This window comes from Oerskovia sp. NPDC060338 (assembly GCF_042726295.1).
Classification (GTDB): Bacteria; Actinomycetota; Actinomycetes; order Actinomycetales; family Cellulomonadaceae; genus Oerskovia; species Oerskovia merdavium.
This window is the reverse complement of record NZ_JBHXCQ010000008.1, coordinates 160,417-182,818: the sequence shown is the minus strand read 5'-3', so window position 1 is coordinate 182,818 and position 22,402 is coordinate 160,417. Positions and strand designations below refer to the sequence as shown.

21 protein-coding genes are annotated in these 22,402 nt (G+C 72.6%); 1 reads left to right on the top strand and 20 read right to left on the bottom strand.

The annotated features are described in order from the left end of the window. Nucleotides 1-75: 75 nt before the first annotated feature. The 12 genes from lgt to ACFWGN_RS11675 form a co-directional block, all read right to left on the bottom strand. A complete protein-coding gene (gene lgt, locus ACFWGN_RS11730; RefSeq protein ID WP_377616973.1) occupies nt 76-975 on the bottom strand; it encodes a prolipoprotein diacylglyceryl transferase in 900 nt (299 codons plus the stop codon). Beyond that, nucleotides 972-1,835: a tryptophan synthase subunit alpha gene (trpA, locus tag ACFWGN_RS11725; protein ID WP_191804819.1), complete on the bottom strand. Its 864-nt coding sequence runs from the start codon at nt 1,833-1,835 to the stop codon at nt 972-974. The genes lgt and trpA overlap by 4 nt, the downstream gene beginning before the upstream one ends. Continuing rightward, nucleotides 1,832-3,088, bottom strand: coding sequence for a tryptophan synthase subunit beta (trpB, locus tag ACFWGN_RS11720; protein WP_377616972.1), 1,257 nt, complete (start codon nt 3,086-3,088; stop codon nt 1,832-1,834). Before trpB ends, trpA begins: the two co-directional genes overlap by 4 nt. A gap of 46 nt (nt 3,089-3,134) precedes the next feature. Further along, nucleotides 3,135-3,947 (bottom strand): indole-3-glycerol phosphate synthase TrpC, encoded by an 813-nt coding sequence (gene trpC, locus ACFWGN_RS11715; RefSeq protein ID WP_191804815.1) that lies wholly within the window; start codon nt 3,945-3,947, stop codon nt 3,135-3,137. 197 nt (nt 3,948-4,144) lie between these two features. Beyond that, nucleotides 4,145-4,579 carry a DUF2752 domain-containing protein gene (locus ACFWGN_RS11710; RefSeq protein WP_377616971.1) on the bottom strand — a complete coding sequence of 145 codons (435 nt, stop codon included), beginning with the start codon at nt 4,577-4,579 and terminating at the stop codon, nt 4,145-4,147. A 22-nt stretch (nt 4,580-4,601) separates the two neighbouring features. Next, nucleotides 4,602-5,201, bottom strand: a complete 600-nt coding sequence (locus tag ACFWGN_RS11705; protein WP_191804811.1) for a DUF4190 domain-containing protein — start codon at nt 5,199-5,201, stop codon at nt 4,602-4,604. Between the two features lie 123 nt (nt 5,202-5,324). Then, on the bottom strand, nt 5,325-5,582 hold the full coding sequence (locus tag ACFWGN_RS11700; RefSeq protein WP_191804809.1) for an HGxxPAAW family protein: 258 nt from the start codon (nt 5,580-5,582) through the stop codon (nt 5,325-5,327). Nucleotides 5,583-5,662: 80 nt separating this feature from the next. Then, a complete protein-coding gene (locus ACFWGN_RS11695) occupies nt 5,663-6,364 on the bottom strand; it encodes a Trp biosynthesis-associated membrane protein (RefSeq protein WP_377616970.1) in 702 nt (233 codons plus the stop codon). Nucleotides 6,365-6,408: 44 nt separating this feature from the next. Further along, entirely contained in the window at nt 6,409-7,995 is a 1,587-nt protein-coding gene (locus tag ACFWGN_RS11690; RefSeq protein WP_377616969.1) for an anthranilate synthase component I, read from the bottom strand. Then, the gene (hisI, locus tag ACFWGN_RS11685) at nt 7,992-8,375 is read right to left on the bottom strand and encodes a phosphoribosyl-AMP cyclohydrolase (protein ID WP_191804899.1); all 384 of its coding nucleotides are present in this window, start codon (nt 8,373-8,375) and stop codon (nt 7,992-7,994) included. Before hisI ends, ACFWGN_RS11690 begins: the two co-directional genes overlap by 4 nt. Before the next feature lie 203 nt (nt 8,376-8,578). After that, nucleotides 8,579-10,408 (bottom strand): ABC transporter ATP-binding protein, encoded by a 1,830-nt coding sequence (locus tag ACFWGN_RS11680; protein ID WP_377617055.1) that lies wholly within the window; start codon nt 10,406-10,408, stop codon nt 8,579-8,581. Nucleotides 10,409-10,497: 89 nt separating this feature from the next. After that, nucleotides 10,498-12,429 (bottom strand): ABC transporter ATP-binding protein, encoded by a 1,932-nt coding sequence (locus ACFWGN_RS11675; protein ID WP_377617053.1) that lies wholly within the window; start codon nt 12,427-12,429, stop codon nt 10,498-10,500. A gap of 291 nt (nt 12,430-12,720) precedes the next feature. Between ACFWGN_RS11675 and ACFWGN_RS11670 the strand changes: the two genes are divergently transcribed. Beyond that, complete coding sequence (locus tag ACFWGN_RS11670) at nt 12,721-13,449, top strand: TIGR03085 family metal-binding protein (protein WP_377616968.1); 729 nt, start codon at nt 12,721-12,723, stop codon at nt 13,447-13,449. A gap of 84 nt (nt 13,450-13,533) precedes the next feature. Here the strand turns inward: ACFWGN_RS11670 and hisF are convergent, their stop codons facing one another. The 8 genes from hisF to arc form a co-directional block, all read right to left on the bottom strand. Then, nucleotides 13,534-14,304 carry an imidazole glycerol phosphate synthase subunit HisF gene (gene hisF, locus ACFWGN_RS11665; RefSeq protein WP_377616967.1) on the bottom strand — a complete coding sequence of 257 codons (771 nt, stop codon included), beginning with the start codon at nt 14,302-14,304 and terminating at the stop codon, nt 13,534-13,536. Between the two features lie 3 nt (nt 14,305-14,307). Further along, complete coding sequence (locus ACFWGN_RS11660; protein WP_377616966.1) at nt 14,308-15,234, bottom strand: FKBP-type peptidyl-prolyl cis-trans isomerase; 927 nt, start codon at nt 15,232-15,234, stop codon at nt 14,308-14,310. Between the two features lie 94 nt (nt 15,235-15,328). Further along, nucleotides 15,329-16,690: a Pup--protein ligase gene (pafA, locus tag ACFWGN_RS11655; protein WP_056646915.1), complete on the bottom strand. Its 1,362-nt coding sequence runs from the start codon at nt 16,688-16,690 to the stop codon at nt 15,329-15,331. After that, complete coding sequence (gene prcA / locus ACFWGN_RS11650; RefSeq protein WP_191804800.1) at nt 16,680-17,411, bottom strand: proteasome subunit alpha; 732 nt, start codon at nt 17,409-17,411, stop codon at nt 16,680-16,682. The genes pafA and prcA overlap by 11 nt, the downstream gene beginning before the upstream one ends. Continuing rightward, the gene (prcB, locus tag ACFWGN_RS11645) at nt 17,408-18,337 is read right to left on the bottom strand and encodes a proteasome subunit beta (RefSeq protein WP_377616965.1); all 930 of its coding nucleotides are present in this window, start codon (nt 18,335-18,337) and stop codon (nt 17,408-17,410) included. The genes prcA and prcB overlap by 4 nt, the downstream gene beginning before the upstream one ends. 20 nt (nt 18,338-18,357) lie before the next feature. Continuing rightward, on the bottom strand, nt 18,358-18,549 hold the full coding sequence (locus ACFWGN_RS11640) for a ubiquitin-like protein Pup (RefSeq protein WP_056764875.1): 192 nt from the start codon (nt 18,547-18,549) through the stop codon (nt 18,358-18,360). Between the two features lie 137 nt (nt 18,550-18,686). Then, nucleotides 18,687-20,330 (bottom strand): depupylase/deamidase Dop, encoded by a 1,644-nt coding sequence (dop, locus tag ACFWGN_RS11635; protein ID WP_377617051.1) that lies wholly within the window; start codon nt 20,328-20,330, stop codon nt 18,687-18,689. A 199-nt stretch (nt 20,331-20,529) separates the two neighbouring features. Further along, the gene (arc, locus tag ACFWGN_RS11630) at nt 20,530-22,221 is read right to left on the bottom strand and encodes a proteasome ATPase (protein ID WP_377616964.1); all 1,692 of its coding nucleotides are present in this window, start codon (nt 22,219-22,221) and stop codon (nt 20,530-20,532) included. Between the last annotated feature and the right edge of the window lie 181 nt (nt 22,222-22,402).

Genomic DNA, 22,402 nt, shown 5'->3' with positions numbered 1-22,402 from the left:
TTCATCGGCCCAACGGACATGACTGAACCAGCTGGACGGTTGTCCAGCGGGTTCGCCTATGAAAAGACGGGTGCCTCAGTGACCTGGGTCGGGTCGGCCAGCACCTGCCTGCTCGGGCTCCGCAGCATCGAGCGATACTGTCTCTTCGCGCCCTGGGTGTCGGCGCCCGATAACGATAAACGCTATCAACGCACCGACTCCGACCAGGATGGAGGTCCAGACGTTCAGTCGGAGGCCGAGCACCAGCTCGGCCGTGTCGATGCGAAGCATCTCGATCCACACGCGGCCAAGCGTGTAGAAGAGAACGTACAGCCAGAATACCCGACCATGACCCAACCTGAAGCGACGGTCGAGGTAGATGAGCAGGAACGCCGCAGCGACGTTCCACAAGAGCTCGTAGAGGAACGTCGGGTGGAACAGCGTCCCTGACTCGTAGCCCGCCGGGAGGTACTGGTCGGAGATCTGCAGACCCCACGGGAGCGTGGTCGGGCCGCCGAACAGCTCCTGGTTGAACCAGTTGCCGAGCCGGCCGATCGCCTGCGCGAGCAGCAGCCCCGGTGCGAGCGCGTCGGCGAAGGCTGCAAAGCTGACCTTCTGTCGGCGACAGCCGATGTAGGCACCGACCGCGCCGAGCGCGATGGCCCCCCAGATCCCGAGGCCGCCGTCCCAGATCCGCAACGCCTTGAGCGGGTCCCCGTCCGGTCCCCAGTACGGGTCCGGCGTCGAGATGACGTGGTAGAGACGCCCACCGACGATGCCGAAGGGCACGGCCCAGAAGGCGATCTCCAGCACGTCCTCGGGGTCGCCGCCGCGCTCTGCCCACCGCTTGCGGGTGAGCCAGACCGCGACCGCGATGCCGGCGAGGATCGCGAGCGCGTAGGCGCGCAGCGGGAAGGGGCCCAGGTACCAGGTGTGCTGGGACGGGCTGGGGATCGAGGCCACCAGCGGCCCGACGGCGGACACGAGCCCGGTCATGACGTCACCTTCCGCGTGGTCTCGTCGCTCGACCGAGCAGAACGGACACCGTGCGCGAGGTCGCGCGCGACCGCGCGCACCTGCTCGAGCCGCTCGTCCCAGGGCTCCTCGCCCAGGAGCGGGCGGACGAACGCGGAACCGACGATCACGCCGTCGGCGTACCGGCCGACCTGTGCGGCCTGGGCACCGGTCGAGACGCCGAGGCCGACGCACACGTGCTCGCCGCCTGCTGCGCGCGTCGCCGCGACCAGCTCCTCGGCCTTGCTGCCCACCTCGGACCGGACTCCCGTCACGCCCATGGTCGAGGCAGCGTAGACGAACCCGCGCGAGGCCGCGGCCGTGAGGCGCAGACGCTCGGGGGTCGAGCTCGGAGCGACGAGGAAGACCTTGTCGAGGCCGTGGGCGTCGGCAGCGGCGATCCACTCCCCCGCCTCGTCCGGGATCAGGTCGGCCGTGATGAGCCCTGCTCCGCCGGCGGCCGCCAGGTCGCGCGCGAAGGCCTCCACGCCGTAGCGCAGCACGGGGTTCCAGTAGGTCATGACCAGGACAGGCACGCCCAGCGCCGCCACGGCCTGGACGGCCGTGAAGACGTCGCGGACGCGGGTCCCGGCGGAGAGGGAGTGCTCGACCGCCTGCTGGATGACGGGCCCGTCCATGACGGGGTCCGTGTACGGCAGGCCGAGCTCGATGATGTCGACGCCGGACTCGACGAGCGCCTTCGCCACCTCGACCGTCCCCTCGACGCTCGGGTAGCCCACGGGCAGGTAGCCGATGAGGGCAGCCCGCCCCTGGGCGGACACCTCCTCGATCCGCGCCGCGGTGCGGTAGGGCGCCTGGACGCCTCCGGCTGTCGCGCTCACAAGCTGCTCCCTTCGCCGTCGACCACGGTGTCCGCGTCGATCAGGTCGAACCACCGCGCCGCGGTGGCGACGTCCTTGTCCCCGCGACCCGAGAGGTTCACGAGGATCACGGTGTCCTCCTTGCCCGCGGCCTGAGCCTCCCGGCCGATCCGCAGCGCGCCGGCGAGGGCGTGCGCCGACTCGATCGCCGGGATGATCCCCTCGGTGCGGCACAGGAGCCGGAACGCCTCCATGGCCTCGACGTCCGAGACGGGCTCGTAGTTCGCACGGCCGAGGTCGTGCAGCCACGAGTGGGCGGGGCCCACGCTCGGGTAGTCCAGGCCTGCCGAGATCGAGTGGCTGGGCAGGGTCTGCCCGTCCTCGTCCTGCAGGAGGTAGGACCGGGCTCCGTGGAGCACCCCCGGGGCACCTCCGCTGAACCGGGCCGCGTGCTTGCCGGTCGAGACGCCCTCTCCGCCGGCCTCGAAGCCGTAGAGCGCCACGTCCTTGTCGTCCAGGAACGCGTTGAACAGGCCCATGGCGTTCGACCCGCCGCCCACGCACGCCGCGAGCGCGTCGGGCAGGCGTCCGATCCGGTCGAGGATCTGTGCGCGCGCCTCCTCACCGATGATCCGGTGGAAGTCGCGGACCATCTCCGGGAACGGGTGGGGGCCCGTCACGGTGCCCAGCAGGTAGTGCGTCGAGTCGACGTTGGCGACCCAGTCGCGCAGCGCCTCGTTGATCGCGTCCTTGAGCGTGCGCGAGCCGATGGTCACCGGGACCACGGTCGCGCCGAGGAGCCGCATGCGCGCGACGTTGAGCGCCTGGCGCTCGGTGTCCTCCTCGCCCATGTAGACGACGCACTCGAGGTCCATGAGGGCTGCGGCCGTGGCCGTGGCGACCCCGTGCTGCCCGGCGCCCGTCTCGGCGATCACGCGCTTCTTGCCCATGCGCTTGACGAGCAGGGCCTGACCGAGCACGTTGTTGATCTTGTGCGAGCCGGTGTGGTTGAGGTCCTCACGCTTGAGGAACACCCTCGCTCCCCCGGCGTGCTCCGCGAACCGGGGCACCTCCGTCAGCGGGTTGGGGCGACCGGTGTACTCGCGGTGGAGACGGGCGAGCTCGTCCTGGAACGTCGGGTCGACGACCGCCTTGCGGTACTCGGCCTCGAGCTCGTCGAGCGCGGCGATCAGCGCTTCCGGGACGAACCGTCCGCCGAAGTCCCCGAAGTACGGGCCCTGCTGGTTCTGCAGGGAAGGTGTTGCGTCGGGCACGCGGCCTGACCTCCTCGGTGCGGGATCTACGTTGTCTGGGGTGGGATCAGGGCCGGACGGACCACAGGGACGGGTGCGAGCCGGCCGCCACGAGGTCGGCGACCGAGGCGCGCGGTGCGTCGTCCGTGACCAGGGCCTCGCCGACGAGGACGGCGTGCGCCCCCGACCGTGCGTAGTCCATCACGTCGTGCGGGCCGCGGACACCGGACTCGGCGATCCGGACCAGCTCGTCCGGGATGGCCGGAGCCAGTCGCGCGAACGTGGTCCGGTCGACCTCGAGCGTCTTGAGGTTGCGCGCGTTGACCCCGATCACGCGGGCACCGGCGTCGATCGCGCGCGTGACCTCGTCGAGGGTGTGCACCTCGACGAGAGCCGTCATGCCGAGCGAGTGGACCCGTTCGACGAGCGACGTCAGCACCGTCTGCTCGAGGGCCGCGACGATCAGCAGGACCAGGTCCGCACCGTGGGCGCGAGCCTCCCAGACCTGGTACGGCGTGACCACGAAGTCCTTGCGCAGGACCGGGATGTCCACCTTGGCCCGGACCGCGTCCAGGTCTGCGAGGCTGCCGTTGAAGCGACGCTGCTCGGTCAGCACCGAGATGACGGCCGCGCCGCCCTTCTCGTACTCCGAGGCGAGCGAGGCCGGGTCCGCGATGGCCGCCAGGTTCCCCTTGCTCGGGCTCGACCGCTTGACCTCGGCGATGACAGCGACAGCGTCCTCGGCCTTGAGGCGGCTGACGCAGTCGAGGGCGCCGGGCGCGCGGGCGGCGCGCTCCTTCAGCTCGTCCAGGGTGGTCTTCGCCTGGCGCTCCGCAAGATCCTCGCGGACCCCCGCGACGATGTCCTCCAGAACCGTCATGTGATATCTCCCCGTGCTCGTCGTCGACTCCGTGCCAGCTCAGGTGCGCGGGTCCGGCTGCCGCGACCGTGACGAGTCGCCTGCAGCATCTCTCCGCGAACCATTGACAGGGAGATACCTGCCATCGTAGGGCCGCCCGAGAGTGACCAGGGACACGTGTCATCCCGCGAGATGCTCGCCGAGGGCCCCGCGGCGGGTCAGGACGGCCCGAGGAACGGCACGAGCGCGGGGATGTTCCGCGCGACGCCGAAGGCCACCAGGACCACCAGCGCGACCACGCCCGTCCACGCGGGAACCGCTCGGGCCCGTGTCCCGAGCCACGCTCGCCGGACCCACAGCGCCCAGGCGACGACGAGGAACGGCACGACGACCACCCACAGGGGGTTCATGGCCCAGGCCCCGGCCAGGTCGCCCGTCGCGAGGTCGTGCGTCGCTCGCAGCCCGCCGCACGCCGGGCAGGCCCACCCCGTGAGCGCGAGCAGCGGGCACAGCGGGTAGCCGCCCTCGTGCGGGTCGACGAGCGCGAGCACGAGGGTCGCCCCCGCCACACCTGCCCCGAGGACGAGCGGTGCTGCGGCGGCGCGCCACCGGCTGGTGGGCACGCCCGACGCCCCCGCGGGGACCTCGCTCACGGGGGCGTCGGATGCACGCGGCTCAGCCGTAGTACCCCTCCTGGAACCCTGCCTGGAACTCGGGCGAGGCGACGATCGCGATCAGGAAGATCACCCCGATGACCGAGAGCGCGATCCCGACCCAGCCGAGGATCACGCCGGCGAGCGCGAGACCACCGTTGTTGGCCTCCCCTGCCGCCACGGCCCGCTTGGCCTTGCTCCCGACGATGATCGCCGGGATCCCCGTGAAGAAGCCGCAGGACAGGACGATCGACGCGATGCCGAGCACGAACGCCCAGATCCCCAGGTCGTTGCGGGGGAAGTAGCCGTACGCACCTCCGGGTACCGGTGTCGCGCCGTAGGGCGTCGCGCCGTACGGCGCCTGCCCGGGTGCGCCGTACGGCTGCTGCGCGGCGCCGTAGGGCGGCTGCTGCGGAGCACCGTAGGGCGGCTGCTGCGCGGGGGCGCCGTACTGCGGGTACCCACCGTCCGGGGTCCCGGGCGCGGGGGCGCCGTAGGGAGACGGGCTCTGCTGCGGGTAGCCCGGGTACGCGGGAGGTACCGGGCCCTGCTGGCCGGTTCCCTCCGGCTCCTCGCCGGCGGGACGGTACGGGTCCGTCGGAGGGGTGGGGGGATAGCTCATGGGACGCTCTGCTCTCTGCTGGGAAGGCCGGGTCGTGCCCGGGTCGACCGGTGGTACAGCACGCGCCCCGCACCCTGGGGTGCGCGGCGCGTGGCGACGGTCCGGGCTCTCGCCCGGGAGACGTCAGCTCTGGGCGACCTTCGGCTGCCCGTAGCCCATGTTGCGCAGGACCAGGCCGCCGACGAGCGCGAGCGCGACGATGCCCATGCCGACCCAGAACATCCACACGGTCGCGATCGCGACGGCGACTCCCGCGACGACCGCACCGACGATGATGCCGATCATGGTGAACCACGCCGCCACGGTGTGACCGTGGTTCGTGGGGGGTGCCGACGGCGGCAGGTAGGAGATCTCGGTGGTCTGCGGCGTCTTCTCGGCCATGGGGGGTGTGCCTTTCGTCAAGATGTGCGTCCAGCCTATCGGACGTCGGTCGGTCTGTTCGTGCGGACGGGAGGTGATGCTCAGCGGTCTGTGGGGTCCTCGCCGCGGGTCAACGAGTCCCACGTCTCCTGCTCGTCGGGCTCGTCGGCCGGTCCTGCCTCGGGGTGCTGGGCCGCCCTGCCCGGGGCGCCCGACGGTGCGGGACTCCCTGGAGCGTCGATCCCGGCCTCCGCGGTGGACGCCTCGCGCCGGGCGACGGGTGTCCCGGCCGCGGGCCGGACGATCTCGTGACGTGCGGACACACGCCCCCACGAGGGCGAGGAGACCGCGGCCCACACGGCCGCGACGACCACGAGGACCCCGACCGCCGTCGCCACCGCAGGCCAGGGCGTGAGCGTCACGGCGCTCGTCATCTCGGTGACCCCGGTCGCCTCGGCGACGGCCGACGTCGCCGCCGGCACCGGGTCGCGCAGGATCGCGGCGGCCGACGCGCTCACGACGACGCCGCTCGCCGCGGCCACTACCAGGACGACCCATCGCCCGATGCGGCCCACGAGCCCCAGCGCGAGGGCTGCGGCCACGACGACCAGGGCTCCCGCGCCCACCCCGGGAGCCGCCGTGGTGCCCGTGACGTGCACCTGGACGTCGGCGTCGAGGGCCGTCGCCCCCGAGGTGCGCAGCCACGTCGGGGCAGCCGCCGCGAGCGCACCGGCGCCCAGCACGAGCAGCAGCAGGATCGCGCTGCGGCGAGCGAGGCGCCACGAGCGGGACGTTCGAGCCACGGCCGCAGGCGTGCCGTCAGCAGAGCCGGTCGCTCCGGGCCCGCTCACGCGAGGCTCCGCAGCCGAGCGGCCAGCTGGACGGCTCGGACCGCCGCGGCGGCCTTGTTGCGCGACTCCTCGTACTCGAGCGCGGGCACCGAGTCGGCCACGATCCCACCCCCGGCCTGGACGCTCGCCCGCCCGTCGCGGATCAGGGCGGTGCGGATCGCGATCGCCATGTCCATGTTGCCGTCGAAGTCGAAGTAGCCGACCGTCCCGCCGTAGATCCCGCGCGAGGCGGGCTCGAGCTCGTCGATCAGGGCGATGGCCCGGGGCTTGGGCGCGCCCGAGAGCGTGCCCGCGGGGAACGTCGCGCGCAGCACGTCGAGCGCCCTGGCTCCCTGGCGCAGCGTCCCGACCACGGTCGAGCACAGGTGCATGATGTGGCTGAAGCGCTTGGTCACCATGAACTCGACGACCTCGACCGAGGCCGGCTCGCAGACCTTCACCAGGTCGTTGCGCGAGAGGTCGACGAGCATGAGGTGCTCGGCACGCTCCTTGGGGTCCGCGAGGAGCTCCTCACCCAGCGCGACGTCCTGCTCGGGCGTCGCGCCGCGCGGGCGCGACCCGGCGATCGGGAACGTGACCACGTGCCCGTCGTCGACCTTGACGAGCGTCTCGGGGCTCGACCCGACCACCGCGAAGTCCGAGCCGTCGGCGTCCGTGAGCTGGAAGTAGTACATGTACGGGCTCGGGTTGATGGTCCGCAGGGCCCGGTAGACGTCGAGCGGCGAGGCGGGGCAGTCCAGGTCGAGCCGCTGCGAGATCACGATCTGGAAGACCTCGCCGTCGCGGATCGCGTCCTTGCCCGCGAGCACCGCGGTCTCGAACTCCTCGCGCGTCGAGCGGAACTCGAGCTCCGGCTCGGCGACGTCCGCGACGACCGCGGCCGACGACCCTCCCCCGGTCCCCGCCACGAGCTCGCGCTGCATGCGGTCGAGCCGCGACACGGCGTCGGCGTAGGCCTCGTCGACCCGTTCGTCGGTGTCGTCGAAGTTGATCGCGTTGGCCACGAGCCACACGCTGCCCTCGCGGTGGTCGACGACCGCGAGGTCGGTCGCGAGGCACAGCGTGACCTCGGGCACGCCCAGCTCGTCGGGCGCGTTCCCAGGCAGCGTCGGCTCCCAGTGGCGCACGACGTCCCATCCCAGCGCACCGGCCAGCCCACCGGTCAGAGGCGGCAGCCCGTCGATCGCCGGGGTGCGCAGCGCGTCGAGCGTCCGCTCGAGCACGTCGACGACGTCGCCCGTGGTCGGGACCCCAGCGGGCACGTCCCCGGTCCAGACGGCCTGGCCGTCGCGTGCGGTGAGCGTCGCGCGCGACGCGACCCCCACGAACGAGTAGCGGGCCCAGCTGCCGTCGACCTCGGCCGACTCCAGCACGAACGTGCCGGGCCGCCCCTGCGCGAGGGTGCGGTACAGACCCACGGGCGTGACGTCGTCGGCCAGGAGGCGACGCACCACGGGGACCACGCGGCGCGAGGCCGCGAGCACGCGGAACCCCTCGACCGCAGGCCAGGTCTCGCCCCAGGGCAGGCCTGCCGCGGGAACCACGGGGGCGGTCGGGGCGATCGGGGGCGTCGAGCCGGTCACAGCGTCTTCTCCTCGGAGGTCTCGTTCTCGGGGCGGTGGCCCACCGCTGCGCCCAGGTCGCCGCCGGCCTCGAAGCACGTGCGGGCTCCCGTGTGGCAGGCCGCGCCCACCTGGTCGGCGCGGACCAGCAGCGCGTCGCCGTCGCAGTCGATCGCGACGGACTTGACCCACTGCGCGTGGCCGGACGTGTCGCCCTTGCGCCAGTACTCCTGGCGCGAGCGCGACCAGAAGGTCACGCGGCCCGTCGTCAGCGTCCGGCGCAGCGCCTCGTCGTCCATCCAGCCGAGCATGAGCACCTCGCCCGTGTCGTGCTGCTGGACGATCGCGGCGACCAGCCCGTCGGCGTCGCGCTTGAGGCGGGCCGCGAGCGTCGCGGGCAGCGTGTCGGCGACGTCGCGGGGCTCCTCGGCGGTGAGGGGCTGGTCTGCGGGAGCGGGCTGGGCGGTGTTCTGGGGCACCCGAGAATCCTGCCAGATCCCTGGGGTCCCCGGGTCCCCGTCCCGCTCAGCGGTCCGGGCGACCGGGGAGGCCGACCGGCCGCCGGTCCCGCCCGCGTCGGGGGCCCGCTCGCCGCTCTGCTCGCTCATCGGGTCTGCGCGACCCAGGACGCGTGCATCGACGCGTAGACGCCGCCCGCGGCCGCGAGCTCGGCGTGCGGCCCGACCTCGACCACGTGGCCCGCGTCGACGACCACGACGAGGTCCGCGGCCTCCGCGGTCGAGAGCCGGTGAGCGATCGTGATGGTGCTGCGCCCTGCCGTCAGCGAGTCGAGAGCACGGGCGATGCGCACCTCGGTCGCGGGGTCGACCGCGGACGTCGCCTCGTCGAGGACCAGCAGGTCGGCCTCGGCGAGGTACGCGCGCGCGATCGCGACGAGCTGACGCTCGCCCGCCGACAGGGCCTCGCCCCGCTGCCCGACGGCGGAGCCCAGCCCGTCGGGCAGGTCCGCGACCCAGTCGGTCAGGCCGAGCTCGGCGACCGCGGCGTCGATGCGGTCCGCGAGCCGGGCTGCGGTCTGCCCCGGGGTCTCCCCCGCACTGCCCGACGTCCCCGCAGCGCCGTTCGCGGAGTCCCGCACGCCGTAGGCGATGTTCTCGGCGAGCGTCCCGTCGAACAGGAACCCTTCCTGCGGGACGAGGACCACGCGCTCGCGCAGGCTCGCGGCCGACAGGTCGCGCAGGTCGACGCCGTCGAGCCGGACCGCACCGGACGTGGGGTCCATGAGCCGCGTGACGAGCTTGGCGATCGTCGTCTTGCCCGAGCCCGTCGCGCCCACGACCGCGACCGAGGTGCGCGCCGGGAAGTCGAGGTCCACACCGTGCAGCACCTCGGGACCGTCGGGGTAGGCGAACCGGACGTCCTCGAGCCGCACGTGCGCGGGGCCACGCGGCGAGCGCACGCCCTCGGATCCCTTGTCGACCACCTGGACGGGCGTCTCGACCACGGCCAGCACGCGCCGCCAGCCGGCGACGGCGTTCTGCAGCTCGTTGAGGATCTCGGTCGCCATCTGCACCGGGCCCGTGAAGAGCTGGACCAGGAAGAGGAACGCGAGCAGCTGCCCCGCGGTGATGGACCCGTCGATGCCGAGCAGCGTGCCGACGACCACCACGACGGCCAGCACGAGGTTCGCGACGAGCACGCCGCTCGAGAAGACCGTCGAGACGAGCACCTGCGCGCGGACCATGCCCTTGCGCGTGCTCTCGACCGCGGCGTCCACACGGCGCGCGGTGCGCTCGCCGACGCCGTAGGCGCGGATCGTCTCGGCGCCCACGACCGACTCGGAGATCGCCCCGAGCATCGCGCCCACTCGCTCGCGCAGCGCCGTGTACGCGCCGTTGACCCGCCCCTGCGCGGGGCGCAGGATCAGGAACAACGGGACGAAGCACGCCCACACGAGCAGCGTGAGCTGCCACGAGTAGAACGCCATGAGGAGCGTCGCCGCGCCGATCTGCAGGACCGAGACGAGCAGCATGATGCCGCCCCACTGGACGAACAGGGAGATGGTGTCGACGTCGCTCGTGACGCGCGAGACCAGCGCCCCGCGCCGCTCGGTGCTCTGGGTGAGGACCGAGAGGTCGTGCACGTGCCGGAAGGCCCGCACGCGCAGGCTCGCGAGCCCCGCCTCGGTCGAGCGGAAGAGGCGGACGTTGACGAGGGCCGAGCACAGGCCCGCGACCACCAGGACGACCGCCGCGGCGCCGACCAGCAGCACCACCCGGCTCGTGTCGGGGCCGCCCGGGGCCATGATGCCGCTGTCGACCGTCTGCTGGACGGTGATGGGGACGACGATCCGTCCGAGGGCCGCGACCACGGCCAGGAGCAGCGTGCCCCAGATGCCCACGAGGATCTCGGGTGACATCTGGACGCCCTTGCGCAGGGTCGCGAAGACGCCCAGCGAGCTCGCCGAGGCGATCCGCGCGCCGGTCGCGTCCTCGACGACGACCTCGGGCCCGCCCTTCGCCCGGCGGCGTCCGCGGGCCGACGTGGGTGCGGTGGTGGTGCTCACTCGGTCACGGTCCCTTCCTCGGCGTGGCGCACGATCTCCTCGGTCTCTTCCTGCTCGCGGCGCTCGACGTCCTCGCGCTCGGGCTGCAGGGGGTCGGCAGGTCTGCGCCCGTCGTCGGGCGACTCCCCGGAACCGTCGAGCTCGTCCGCCTCGGCCCGGCGCTCGGCCTCTCGCTGGTAGGCCGTGGCGAGCTCGCGGTAGCCGGGGTCGCGCGCGAGCAGCTCGGTGTGCGTCCCGACGTCGACCACCCGCCCCGACTCGACGTGGACGACCTGGTCCGCGAGCGCGACGCTCGACATGCGGTAGGCGACCATGACGACCGTGGGGTGCTCCGCCGTCGGGCCTGCGCCCCCAGGCGCGGTTCCCTCCCCGCGCAGGCCCGCGAGGATCTGCTGCTCCACGCGGGGGTCGACGGCGGAGGTCGCATCGTCGAGCACCAGCAGGCGCGGGGAGCGCACCAGGGCACGCGCGATCGCGAGCCGCTGCCGCTGACCGCCCGACAGGTTGGAGCCGCGCTCCCCCAGGGGCGAGTCGAGACCACCCGGCAGGCGGGAGACCACGTCGTCGACCTTGGCCAGGCGCAGCGCGTCCCACACCTGCTCGTCGGTGGGGCCCTCGCCCTGGTCCGCGAGCGTCACGTTGGAACGGACCGTGTCCTCGAAGATGAACGTCGACTGCGCGACGAGCGCGACCTGGCTCGTCAGGTCGGCCGCGAGCGCCTCGCGCACGTCCACACCGTCGACGAGCACCCGGCCGCGCGTGGGGTCGGACAGGCGCGCCAGGAGCGAGACGAGCGTGGTCTTGCCCGCGCCCGTGGGACCGACGACGGCCACCGTGCGGCCGGGGGCCAGGTCGAGCTCGATGTCGTCGAGCAGCGTGACGTCGCGGCCGCCCGCCCGGACGTCGACGCCCACGCCCTCGAACCGCACGGACGCACCGCCGGTGGTGGCGGGAAGCCGCTGCTCTCCCGCGACCGGGATGCCCGGTGCGTCGAGCACGCTCGCGATGCGCTCGTAGCCGACGAGCGCGCGCGGCAGCTCGCCCAGGACCCAGCCGAACGCGCGGACCGGGACGGCCATGATCGTCAGCAGGTAGGCGGCCGTCACGACCTCTCCCGTGTCGACCGCACCGGCAGCGACCCGCGCGGCTCCCACGCCCAGCACCAGGAGCGTGCCGAGCGAGGGCAGGAGCTCGATGACCGGGTCGAAGAACGCCCGCACCACGCCCACGCGGACGTTGGCCGCCCGCAGCTCGTCGGTCCGCGCGGCGAAGCGCCGCTCCTCGCGGGCCTCGGTGCCGAGCGACTTGACCAGCAGCGCGGCCTCGAAGCTCTCGTGCGCGACGTCGGAGACCTCGGCCCGCAGCTGCTGGGCGTGCGTGATCGCGGGCGACATGTACTTCTGGAACACGACGTTGACCACGATCGCGACCGGGATCACGACGAGCGCGGCGCACGCCAGCCAGACGTCGATGCGGAAGAGCATGACCGCCGAGACACCGATCATCACGACCACGCCCAGCGCGAAGGGCAGGGGGTTGAAGACGCCCGTGGCGGCCTCGACGTCGGAGTTCGCGTTCGAGAGCAGCTGGCCGGCGGGGTGCGCCCGGTGCCACGACATGGGCAGCCGCAGGTACTGGTGCGTGACCGCGGTGCGGTGCCCCGCCTGGATGTTCGCGTAGCCGTAGCCCGCGAAGATGCGCCGGCCGGCGACCGTGAGCGCGAGCGTGAGGGCGATCGCGACCAGGACGAGGCCCGCGACCCACAGGTTGCCGCGTGCGTCCGCGTCGCCCGCGAGCGCCGGGACGACGACCTCGTCCGTCACGCGGCCGACCGCGAGGCTGATGAGGACCGTGGTCGCACCGAACAGCGCGGAGGCCGTGATCGCCAGGACGTAGACGCGCCACTGCGACCGCATGCCGCGCCCCATGAGCTGGAGCGACCTGCGGGTCCGTGAGCCGGTCAGGGCGTGCCGTTCGCGCGCCCCCCGTGCTGCGGGCGCGGTGCGGCCGGGCCGGGAGACCCCGTCCACGAAGGTGGGCTGGTGCGGGCTGGTGCCGTCCGGACCGTCGGACGCTGCGCCGGTGGGCGCGTCCTGGGTCCGAGGCGTGGTGTTCGTGGGGGTGCTCCGTCGCGCGGACACGGACGATCCTCGTCTTTCGTGGGGGTTGGCACGATCTTCTCACACGGGACACTCCGTCCCGCGTGCGAGCATGGCCTGATGCAGCCCACCGCCTGGCACGCCCACGAGCGCGCCTCCCTCGTCCACGCACTCACCCAGGCCGGCCCCGACGCCCCGACCCTGTGCGACGGGTGGCAGACCCGCCACCTCGCGGCGCACATGATCCTGCGGGAGCACCAGCCCTGGACCCAGGCCGGGGCCAACGGAGGCCCGCTGCACGACTGGTCGGACGCCAGGCTCCAGGACCTCGCCGCGACCGCGCTCGCACCGGGCGGGTACGCCGCGCTGCTCGCGCGCATCGAGCAGGCGCCCGCCTCGTGGAGCCCGTGGTCGTGGGCAGGGAACCTCGTGAACCTCGTCGAGTACTTCGTGCACACCGAGGACGTGCGTCGTGGCACCTGGGTCGCGGGTCCCGGCGGAACAGGCGGGTCGGGCGGCGCCGGGGAGAGGTCGCGCGACCTCTCCCCCGGGCTCCAGGACGCCCTGTGGTCACAGCTGCGGCGTGGTGCGCGCCTGTTCTACCGCCGGTCCCCCGTGGGGGTCGTGCTCGTGGTGCCCGGCGGTCCGCGCCTCGCGGTCAAGGCCCCGCCGACGCGGCCGACCGACGACGGTCGGCTGGCCGGCACGGTCGTCGTCACGGGCGAGGTCGGCGAGCTCGTGCTCCACGCGTTCGGACGAGGTCTCCATGCGGGTCTGACCCTCCAGGGCGACGTTGCCGACCGTGCGGCGCTCGACGCCGTGGTGCCGGGTCCGCGCTCGGGCGGGTGACGGCGTCGGGCGCTCTGCCTCTCGCGGGCGGCGCGGGGCGTGTGGGGCGTGCCGGGACCTCCCGGCACGCCCCGCGTCCCGGCCTCAGCGGACCAGGACGCCCGCGTCGCGCATGTGCGCCTTGACGTCACCGATCGTCAGGGTCCGGAAGTGGAAGACGCTCGCCGCGAGGACCGCGTCCGCCCCCGCCTGCGCCGCCTGCGCGAAGTGCTCCGGGGTGCCCGCACCGCCGCTCGCGATGAGCGGGACGCTCACCTCGGGACGCACGGCCGAGAACATCTCCAGGTCGAACCCGCTCGTCATGCCGTCGGCGTCCATCGAGTTCAGCAGGATCTCCCCCGCTCCCAGCCGCGCCGCGCGCGCGGCCCACTCGACCGCGTCGATGCCCGTGCCGCGGCGACCGCCGTGCGTGGTCACCTCGTAGCCCGACTCGGTGCGGGTCTCGCCGCTCACGCGACGAGCGTCGACCGAGAGCACGAGCACCTGGCTGCCGAACCGGTCCGCGATCTCCGCGATGAGCTCGGGGCGGGCGATCGCGGCCGTGTTGACGCCCACCTTGTCCGCGCCCGCGCGCAGGAGCTTGTCCACGTCGTCGGTGGTCCGCACGCCGCCCCCGACCGTGAGCGGCACGAAGACCTGCTCGGCCGTGCGCCGCACCACGTCGTACGTGGTCTCACGATTGCCCGACGAGGCGGAGACGTCGAGGAACGTCAGCTCGTCGGCCCCCTCGGCGTCGTAGCGGGCCGCGAGCTCGACCGGGTCGCCCGCGTCCCGCAGGTTCTCAAAGTTGACCCCCTTGACGACGCGACCTGCGTCGACGTCCAGGCAGGGGATGACACGGACCGTGACCGACATGAGCTATTGACCTTCCGTCTTACCTTCGGAACCCGGGGTCTCGTCGACCACCGGGAAGTGTGCGTCCAGGATGTCCACGACGTAGACCAGGGTCTCGTCCGCGAACGGCTTGGCGGTCCCCGCGTAGGCGAGCGACGGGGGGACGACCAGCAGCACCTGGCTGCCGACGCTCTGCTCGAGAAGCCCTTGCTCCCACCCCTCGATGATCTGGCCGATGCCGACCATGGTCGAGGCGGGCAGGGACCCGGGTGCCCAGTTCGAGTCGACGACCTCGCCCGTGGACCACGCGACGCCCGTGAAGCGGACCGTGACGACCTGGCCCGCCTCGATCTGCACGCCGGCGCCCCGCACGAGCGGCTGGACGATCAGGTCGCCCGGTGGGGCCGTGCCCGCGGGCACCTCGACCGACGGGACGCCGTCGGTGTCGAGCGTCACGACCGGGAGCCCCTCGACCGGTGCCACGGCCTCGCCGGTCGCCCGGGAGGGCAGCACGTCGATCACGAGCACGACCGGGACGTCGTCCGCCTCTTCGAGGAACAGGACCCTGGCACCGACGCGCTGGCCCACCAGGGCGTCGACGACCTCCGAGCCGAGGGACTCGGCGGTGAGCTGGTGCGCCGCAGGAGCGTCGACGAAGGTGCTCTGGATCACCGACCCGTCGCGCCCGTCGACCCCGTACATGTTCAGGAGGACCGGCTGTCCCTCGACCAGGGCCTCGCCCGTCCCGGGCACGAGGACCTCGGAGCGGGTCTCGGGAATCGTCAGAGGCTGGTCGAACGTGACCACGGGGGGCTCGCCGAGCAGCCCGGAGACCGCGACCTGCGTGTGGGCAGGAGCCGCGTTCCCCGTCGGTTCTGCGCAGCCTGCGGCGGACACCGCGACCACCAGGGCCAGGACGACGGCCGCAGGCCGGCGGGACACACGACGCACGACGCTCCTCGGGCGGGACGGGACAGGGAGCCACCACCTTAACGGTGGAGGCTCCCCGGTCACTGCGAGGTCCGGCCCGCGGGCGGGAGTCCCGTCACATCGACTCGATGAGCCGCTCGACCCTCTCGTCGACGTTCTGGAACGGGTCCTTGCACAGCACCGTGCGCTGCGCCTGGTCGTTGAGCTTCAGGTGCACCCAGTCGACCGTGTAGTCGCGGCGGGCCTCCTGCGCCTTGCGCACGAAGTCTCCCCGCAGCTTGGCACGCGTCGTCTGCGGCGGGACGGCCGTGGACTCGAACACCTCGAGGTCGGTCGTGATCCGCTCGACCATGCCGCGCGCCGCGAGCATGTTGTACAGGCCCTCGGTGCGCGAGATGTCGTGGTAGGCGAGGTCGAGGCGCGCGATGCGCGGGTCGTCGAGCTCCAGCCCGTGCTTCTCCTGGTAGCGCCTCAGGATCTTGAGCTTGATGACCCAGTCCAGCTCGCGGTCGACGAGCGAGAGGTCGTCGGTCTCCAGCGCCCGCAGCCCGCGCTCCCACAGGTCCAGGACCTGCTTGACGACGGGCGTGGGCGTCTCGTTCGCGTCGACGTACTCCTTGACGCGCTGGAGGTACTCGCCCTGCAGGTCCACCGCGGTCACGGTGCGCCCGTTCGCCATCTGCACGGGGTGACGACCCGTCATGTCGTGGCTGATCTCGCGGATCGACCGGATGGGGTTCTCGAGCGCCATGTCCCGCATGGGCACCCCTGCCTCGATCATGCGCAAGATCAGGTCGGTCGCCCCGACCTTGAGCATGGTCGTGGTCTCGGCCATGGACGAGTCCCCGACGATCACGTGCAGACGCCGGTACTGCTCGGCGTCCGCGTGGGGCTCGTCGCGCGTGTTGATGATGGGGCGCGAGCGCGTGGTCGCGCTCGAGACGGACTCCCAGATGTGGTCCGCGCGCTGCGACAGCGCGAAGATCGCCCCGCGCGGCGTCGCGAGGATCTTGCCGGCCCCCGTGAGCACCTGGCGCGTGATGAGGAACGGCACCAGCACGTCGGAGAGCCGCGAGAAGTCGCCCTGGCGGCGCACGAGGTAGTTCTCGTGGCAGCCGTAGGAGTTGCCCGCCGAGTCGGTGTTGTTCTTGAACAGGTGGATCCGGCCGGGCAGGCCCTCGTGCTCGAGCCTCTCCTGGGCGTCCGCGACGAGCCCCTCGAGGATGCGCTCGCCGCCCCGGTCGTAGGCCACGAGCTGGCGCACGTCGTCGCACTCGGCCGTCGCGTACTCGGGGTGGGAGCCGACGTCGAGGTACAGGCGCGACCCGTTGCGCAGGAACACGTTCGACGACCGGCCCCACGCGACGACCTTGCGGAACAGGTAGCGCGCGACCTCGTCCGCGGACAGGCCGCGCCCGTCGTCGGACGCGCACGTCACGCCGTACTCGGTCTCGAGGCCGAAGATCCTACGGTCCATGCGGAGCCTCCTCTGGCTTCTCCTCGAGCAGACCGGCCAGCACCGTGCCGGTGAGCCGGCGGAACGCCCGGCGCGGGCGCGTGCGGTCGAGCACCGCGACCTCGAGCTGGCTCGCGGGGATGGCCTGCTCGCCCTCGGGAGCGTCACGTGCGTCGGCGCCGCCGAGCGTCGAGACCGCGAGGTGCAGGACCTCGGGCAGGGTCATCCCGGGACGCCACGCCTCGCCCAGGTCGCGCCCGAGCTGCTCGGCCTGACCGCCCATGACGACGAACCCGGTCTCGTCCGCGACCGACCCGTCGTAGGAGAGCCGGTAGATCTGGTCCTGCGCGGGGCTGGGCCCCACCTCGGCCACGACGAGCTCGACCTCGAGCGGCTTGGACTCGGTCGTGAAGACCGTGCCGAGCGTCTGCGCGTAGGCGTTCGCGAGCCCGCGGGCGTTGACGTCGGCCCGGTCGTAGGAGTAGCCGCGCAGGTCGGCGTAGCGCACGCCCGCGACGCGCAGGTTCTCGAACTCGTTGTACTTGCCCACGGCCGCGAACGCGATGCGGTCGTAGATCTCCGAGATCTTGTGCAGCGACCTGGACGGGTTGTGCGTCGCGAACGCGATGCCGTCGTCGTAGGCGAGCACGACGACCGAGCGACCGCGGGCGATGCCCTTGCGCGCGAAGTCCGCCCGGTCCTTCATGAGCTGCTCGGGCGAGACGTAGAACGGCATGCTCACAGTGCGTCACCTCCCTGTCCTGCGGTCCGCGGTGCCCGGGGGCGCGCCGCGCGGTTCCCGTCGGCCTGCTCGGTGCGCTCGGCGACGATCTGCGCCGCGACCGCGGCGAGCTCGTCGTCGGGCACGCGCCGGTACCCGTCAGCCGTCACCGTGACGACCACGGGCCAGATCTGCCGGACGGAGTCCGGGCCCCCCGTCGCCGAGTCGTCGTCGGCCGCGTCGTAGAGCGCCTCGACCGCGACGTGCACCGCGCCCTGCGCGTCGAGCCCCGGGTGCCAGCGCTTCTTGAGCGAGCCGCGGGCGAAGACCGAGCCCGAGCCCACGCTGTGGTGGTCCCGCTCCTCGTACCGCCCGCCCGTGACGTCGTACGAGAAGATGCGCCCCGTCCCCCGGTCCAGGTCGTAGCCCGCGAACAACGGCACCACGGCCAGGCCCTGCATCGCGAGGCCGAGGTTCTGCCGGATCATGGTCGAGAGCCGGTTCGCCTTGCCGTCGAGCGAGAGCAGCGCGCCCTCGATCTTCTCGTAGTGCTCGAGCTCGAGCTGGAAGAGACGCACGAGCTCGACGGCGATCCCGGCGGTGCCCGCGATGCCCACCGCGGAGAACTCGTCGGCCGGGAAGACCTTCTCGATCTCCCGGTTCGCGATCATCGAGCCCATCGTGGCGCGGCGGTCGCCCGCCATGACCACGCCGACCTCGCCTCCCGAGCCCGCAGGCCCGGCGTCCCCGAAGGTCAGCGCGACGATCGTGGTCGCGTGGGGCGCGAGCTGGGCCCCCGCGGGGGCGGCGTGCCCAGCGGCCCCGGCCGCGCCGGCCCGGTGGGACGGCAGGAGGTCGGGGGCGTGGTTCGCGAGGAACTCCACGAACGACGAAGAGCCCGGGGTGGTGAAGGCGTGCGGCAGACGCCCGGAGAAGTCCATGGTCATCAGCTCCCGGCCCCTCTCGGCTACTCGCCGCCCTTCTGGACGAAGCCCCTGACGAAGGACTCGGCGTTGGACTCGAGGACCTCGTCGATCTCCTCCAGGAGCGAGTCGACCTCCGCGTCCCGGCTCTGCGCCTGCGGGGCGACGGGCGCGGGCGCCGCGTCGTCGTCGGGACGGCGGTCCTCGTGCGATGCGCTGGTGCGTTCCTGGGCCATCTTCGCCTCCTGGGTGTGTCGATCCTGCTGACGTGCCGTGCTGACGTGCGGGGCGGACCCGCCGTGACGGGGACCGCGTCTTCTCGAAGCCTAGGCTCTTCGGCCGGGTCCGCGCCGGAGCGCGCCGTGCGTGCGAGTCATCGCGACGTCCCGGACAGGCGTGTGAGCAGCGCTCCGGCGTCCTTGCTCGCCTCGAGCAGCGCGCCGATGTGCGCCCGGGTCCCGCGCAGCGGGTCGAGCATGGGAACGCGCTGGAGCGAGGGGGCGCCGGCGACGTCGAAGATCACCGAGTCCCAGCTCGCGGCCGAGACCTCGTCGCCGAACCGGGCCATAACCTCGCCCCGGAAGTACGCCCGGGTGTCCTCGGGCGCGTGGTGGACGGCCTGGGAGACCGCCCGCTCGTCGACGAGCCGCTCGGCGGCACCTGCGGCGAGCAGCCGGTGGTAGATGCTGCGCTCGGGGCGCACGTCGGACCACTGGAGGTCCATCGCGGCCAGCCGCGGGTGGTCCCAGTCGAGGTGGTCGCGCCGGCGCAGGCGGTCGAGCAGGCGCAGCTTGGCGACCCACTCGACCTCCCGGGCGCACGACGCCGGGTCCGTCCCGAGGCGGGCCAGGACCGAGTCCCAGCGGTCGAGGACCGCGCGGGTCTGGTCGTCGAGAGGACCCAGGTGCTCCGCGGCCCGGCGGGCCACGTCGGCGTAGGTCTGCTGCACCTCGAGCGCCGTCAGGTGACGCCCGTCCGCGAGCAGGAGCGGCGCCGTGAGGTCGAGGTCGCGGCTGACCTTCTGCACGTCGGACACCGGGTCGTGCAGGCGCAGGGCCGCGAGCTCGGCACGCAGCGAGGCCCCGGAGGAACCCTCGACCGCCGAGAGCGCGTCGAGATGCTCGATCACGAACAGCACGAGGGACGTGGTGCCGAGCTTGAGGTAGGTCGCGACCTCGAAGAGGTTCGCGTCACCGATGATCAGGTGCAGGCGACGCCAGCGCTGGCGGTCGGCGTGCGGCTCGTCACGCGTGTTGACGATGGGGCGGCGCAGCGTCGTCTCGAGGCCGACCTCGGCCTCCATGTAGTCGGCCCGCTGCGAGAGCTGGAAGCCCGGCTCCTGGCCCACCGAGCCCAGGCCGACGCGTCCCGAGCCCGTGAACACCTGCCGCGTCACGAGGAAGGGGGTGAGCAGCTCGACGAGCGTGGCGAACGGCACGGCCCGGTCCACGAGGTAGTTCTCGTGCGTGCCGTAGGACGCGCCCTTGCCGTCGACGTTGTTCTTGTAGAGCGCGACCTCCGAGCCCGGGACGGCGCCCAGCTCGCGCGAGGCCGCGAGCATGATGCGCTCGCCCGCGACGTCCCAGCACACCGCGTCGGTCGGGTTGGTCACCTCGGGCGAGGAGTACTCGGGGTGCGCGTGGTCGACGTACAGGCGCGCCCCGTTCGTCAGGATGACGTTCGCGGCGCTCGGGTCGTCGTAGTCCTCGTGCGTGGGCCGGGCGACCTCCTGGAAGGTCTCCGCGCCCTGTGCCCGGGCCGTCACGGGGCCCGACGGCGCCGGCCGGGTCGGGTCGTCCGTCAGGAGCGAGGGATGGGCCGCCGAACGTTGGAGGTGGAAGCCCCGGGCGTCCTGCAGGGGGTCCTCGTCGTCGTAGTCCCAGCGGGCCTTGCCCCGGGCCCCGTCCGCGCGGGCCGCGAGCGCCCGGTAGGTGGTCACGACCTGGCTCGACAGGAGCATCGGGTTCGCCTGCGGTCGCCCGGGCTGCAGCACGCCGTACTCGGTCTCGATCCCCATCACGCGTCGCACGGTCACGAGCACCACCCTATGCCGGGGTCCCGACGGCGGGGCGGGCTGTCCACGGCTCGGCTCCCACGGGCCGGGTTCCGCCCTGGGTGAGTCGTCCCGGACGCGCGCCAGGCCCGGCGGCGGGCTGCGCCGTCGGGCCTGGCCGTGCTGCACGGCGCCTCGCGCCGGCATCCGTGCCCGCGGGCACCTACAGGTACTGCCCCGTGCTCGTGACCGTATCGATCGTGCGCGCCACGGCCCCCGCCCCGTCGCCCTTCTTCTGGACGATCGTGCGGATGAAGACGATGCGCTCGCCCTTCTTGCCCGAGATGCGCGCCCAGTCGTCCGGGTTGGTCGTGTTGGGCAGGTCCTCGTTCTCCTTGAACTCGTCGACGCACGCCGCGAGCAGGTGCTCGACCCGGATGCCGCGCTGACCGGTCGCCAGGAGGTCCTTGATCGCGGACTTCTTGGCGCGGTCCACGACGTTCTGGATCATGGCCCCCGAGTTGAAGTCCTTGAAGTACAGGACCTCCTTGTCGCCGCTCGCGTACGTGACCTCGAGGAACTGGTTCTCGTCCTCCTGGGAGTACATGCGCTCGACCACGCTCGTGATCATGGCGTCGATCGCACCCTGGGCGCTGCCCCCGTGCTCGGCGAGGTCCTCGGGGTGGATCGGCAGGTCGGTCGTCAGGTACTTCGCGAAGATCTCCTTGGCGCCCTCCGCGTCCGGTCGCTCGATCTTGATCTTCACGTCGAGACGACCGGGCCGCAGGATCGCGGGGTCGATCATGTCCTCACGGTTGGACGCGCCGATGACGATCACGTTGTCGAGCCGCTCGACACCGTCGATCTCGCTCAGGAGCTGGGGCACGATCGTGGTCTCGACGTCCGAGGACAGCCCGGTGCCCCGCGTGCGGAACAGCGACTCCATCTCGTCGAAGAAGACCACGACGGGCGTGCCCTGCGAGGCCTTCTCCCGGGCACGGGCGAAGATCAGCCGGATGTGGCGCTCGGTCTCCCCCACGTACTTGTTGAGCAGCTCGGGGCCCTTGACGTTGAGGAAGTAGCTCTTGGCGCCGTCCGGGTCCGAGGTGACCTCCTCGCCCGCGAGCTCGCCCGCCGCGGCCCGCGCCTTGGCCACGGTGTGCGCGAGCGAGTTGGCCACGGCCTTGGCGATGAGCGTCTTGCCGCACCCGGGCGGCCCGTACAGCAGGACGCCCTTGGGCGGGCGCAGCCCGTGCTCGCGGAACAGGTCCGGGTGGCTGAAGGGCAGCTCGACCGCGTCGCGGATCTGCTCGATCTGCGGCCCCAGGCCGCCGATGTCCGAGTAGTCGATGTCCGGGACCTCCTCGAGGACCAGCTCCTCGACCTCGGACTTGGGCACGATCTCGAACACGAAGCCGCTGCGCGTGTCGATCGTGAGCGAGTCCCCGATGCGCAGCGGCGCGTCGGCGAGCGAGCCCGCGAGACGGACCACGCGCTCCTCGTCCGAGCGCCCGACGACGAGCGCGCGTTCCGAGCCCAGGAGCTCCTTGACGGTCACGAGCTCCCCGACCTGCTCGTAGCCGCCCGCCGAGACCACGGTCATGGCCTCGTTGAGCTTGACCTCCTGGCCCGGGTGCAGCGTCGACAGGTCGAGGCTGGGGCTCGCGCCCACGTGCATCTTGCGGCCCGCGGCGGAGACGTCGACCGTCCCGTCCGGGTGGGCTCCGAGGAAGACCGCGTACGTCCCCGGCGGCTTGGCGAGCTCGTCGATCTGACGCTTGAGGTCGATGATCTGGTCCCGCGCCGCACGCAGCGCCTCCGCGAGGCGCTCGTTCTTGGCCGACAGGATCGCCTGCTGGCGTTCACTGTCACGGCTCGGGGTCTGTCCAGGTGTCAGTCCAGGTGTCTCGGTCATCCGGCTTCTCCCTCTCGCCTGGCGCCGTCAGGAGGTCGTGCGGTCGACCCCGTCACCGGCGCGTCACCGACCTCCGGCAGCCCGGTGATCGAGGCTCGACCTTACGCACAAGACCTGGGCGGCCGCTGCAGGGACACCCCTGCTGAGACCGTCGTTCCTCAATCGTTGTCGACGGCGTCCG

What these genes read in the sequence shown, in the direction of transcription:
- lgt (WP_377616973.1), bottom strand. Translation starts at nt 975, where the DNA reads ATGACCGGGCTCGTGTCCGCCGTCGGGCCGCTGGTGGCCTCGATCCCC.
- ACFWGN_RS11640 (WP_056764875.1), bottom strand. Translation starts at nt 18,549, where the DNA reads ATGGCCCAGGAACGCACCAGCGCATCGCACGAGGACCGCCGTCCCGAC.
- hisF (WP_377616967.1), bottom strand. Translation starts at nt 14,304, where the DNA reads ATGTCGGTCACGGTCCGTGTCATCCCCTGCCTGGACGTCGACGCAGGT.
- pafA (WP_056646915.1), bottom strand. Translation starts at nt 16,690, where the DNA reads ATGGACCGTAGGATCTTCGGCCTCGAGACCGAGTACGGCGTGACGTGC.
- ACFWGN_RS11705 (WP_191804811.1), bottom strand. Translation starts at nt 5,201, where the DNA reads ATGAGCTATCCCCCCACCCCTCCGACGGACCCGTACCGTCCCGCCGGC.
- dop (WP_377617051.1), bottom strand. Translation starts at nt 20,330, where the DNA reads ATGGGGATCGAGACCGAGTACGGCGTGCTGCAGCCCGGGCGACCGCAG.
- arc (WP_377616964.1), bottom strand. Translation starts at nt 22,221, where the DNA reads ATGACCGAGACACCTGGACTGACACCTGGACAGACCCCGAGCCGTGAC.
- ACFWGN_RS11675 (WP_377617053.1), bottom strand. Translation starts at nt 12,429, where the DNA reads ATGGGGCGCGGCATGCGGTCGCAGTGGCGCGTCTACGTCCTGGCGATC.
- ACFWGN_RS11700 (WP_191804809.1), bottom strand. Translation starts at nt 5,582, where the DNA reads ATGGCCGAGAAGACGCCGCAGACCACCGAGATCTCCTACCTGCCGCCG.
- trpC (WP_191804815.1), bottom strand. Translation starts at nt 3,947, where the DNA reads ATGACGGTTCTGGAGGACATCGTCGCGGGGGTCCGCGAGGATCTTGCG.
- ACFWGN_RS11670 (WP_377616968.1), top strand. Translation starts at nt 12,721, where the DNA reads ATGCAGCCCACCGCCTGGCACGCCCACGAGCGCGCCTCCCTCGTCCAC.
- prcB (WP_377616965.1), bottom strand. Translation starts at nt 18,337, where the DNA reads ATGACCATGGACTTCTCCGGGCGTCTGCCGCACGCCTTCACCACCCCG.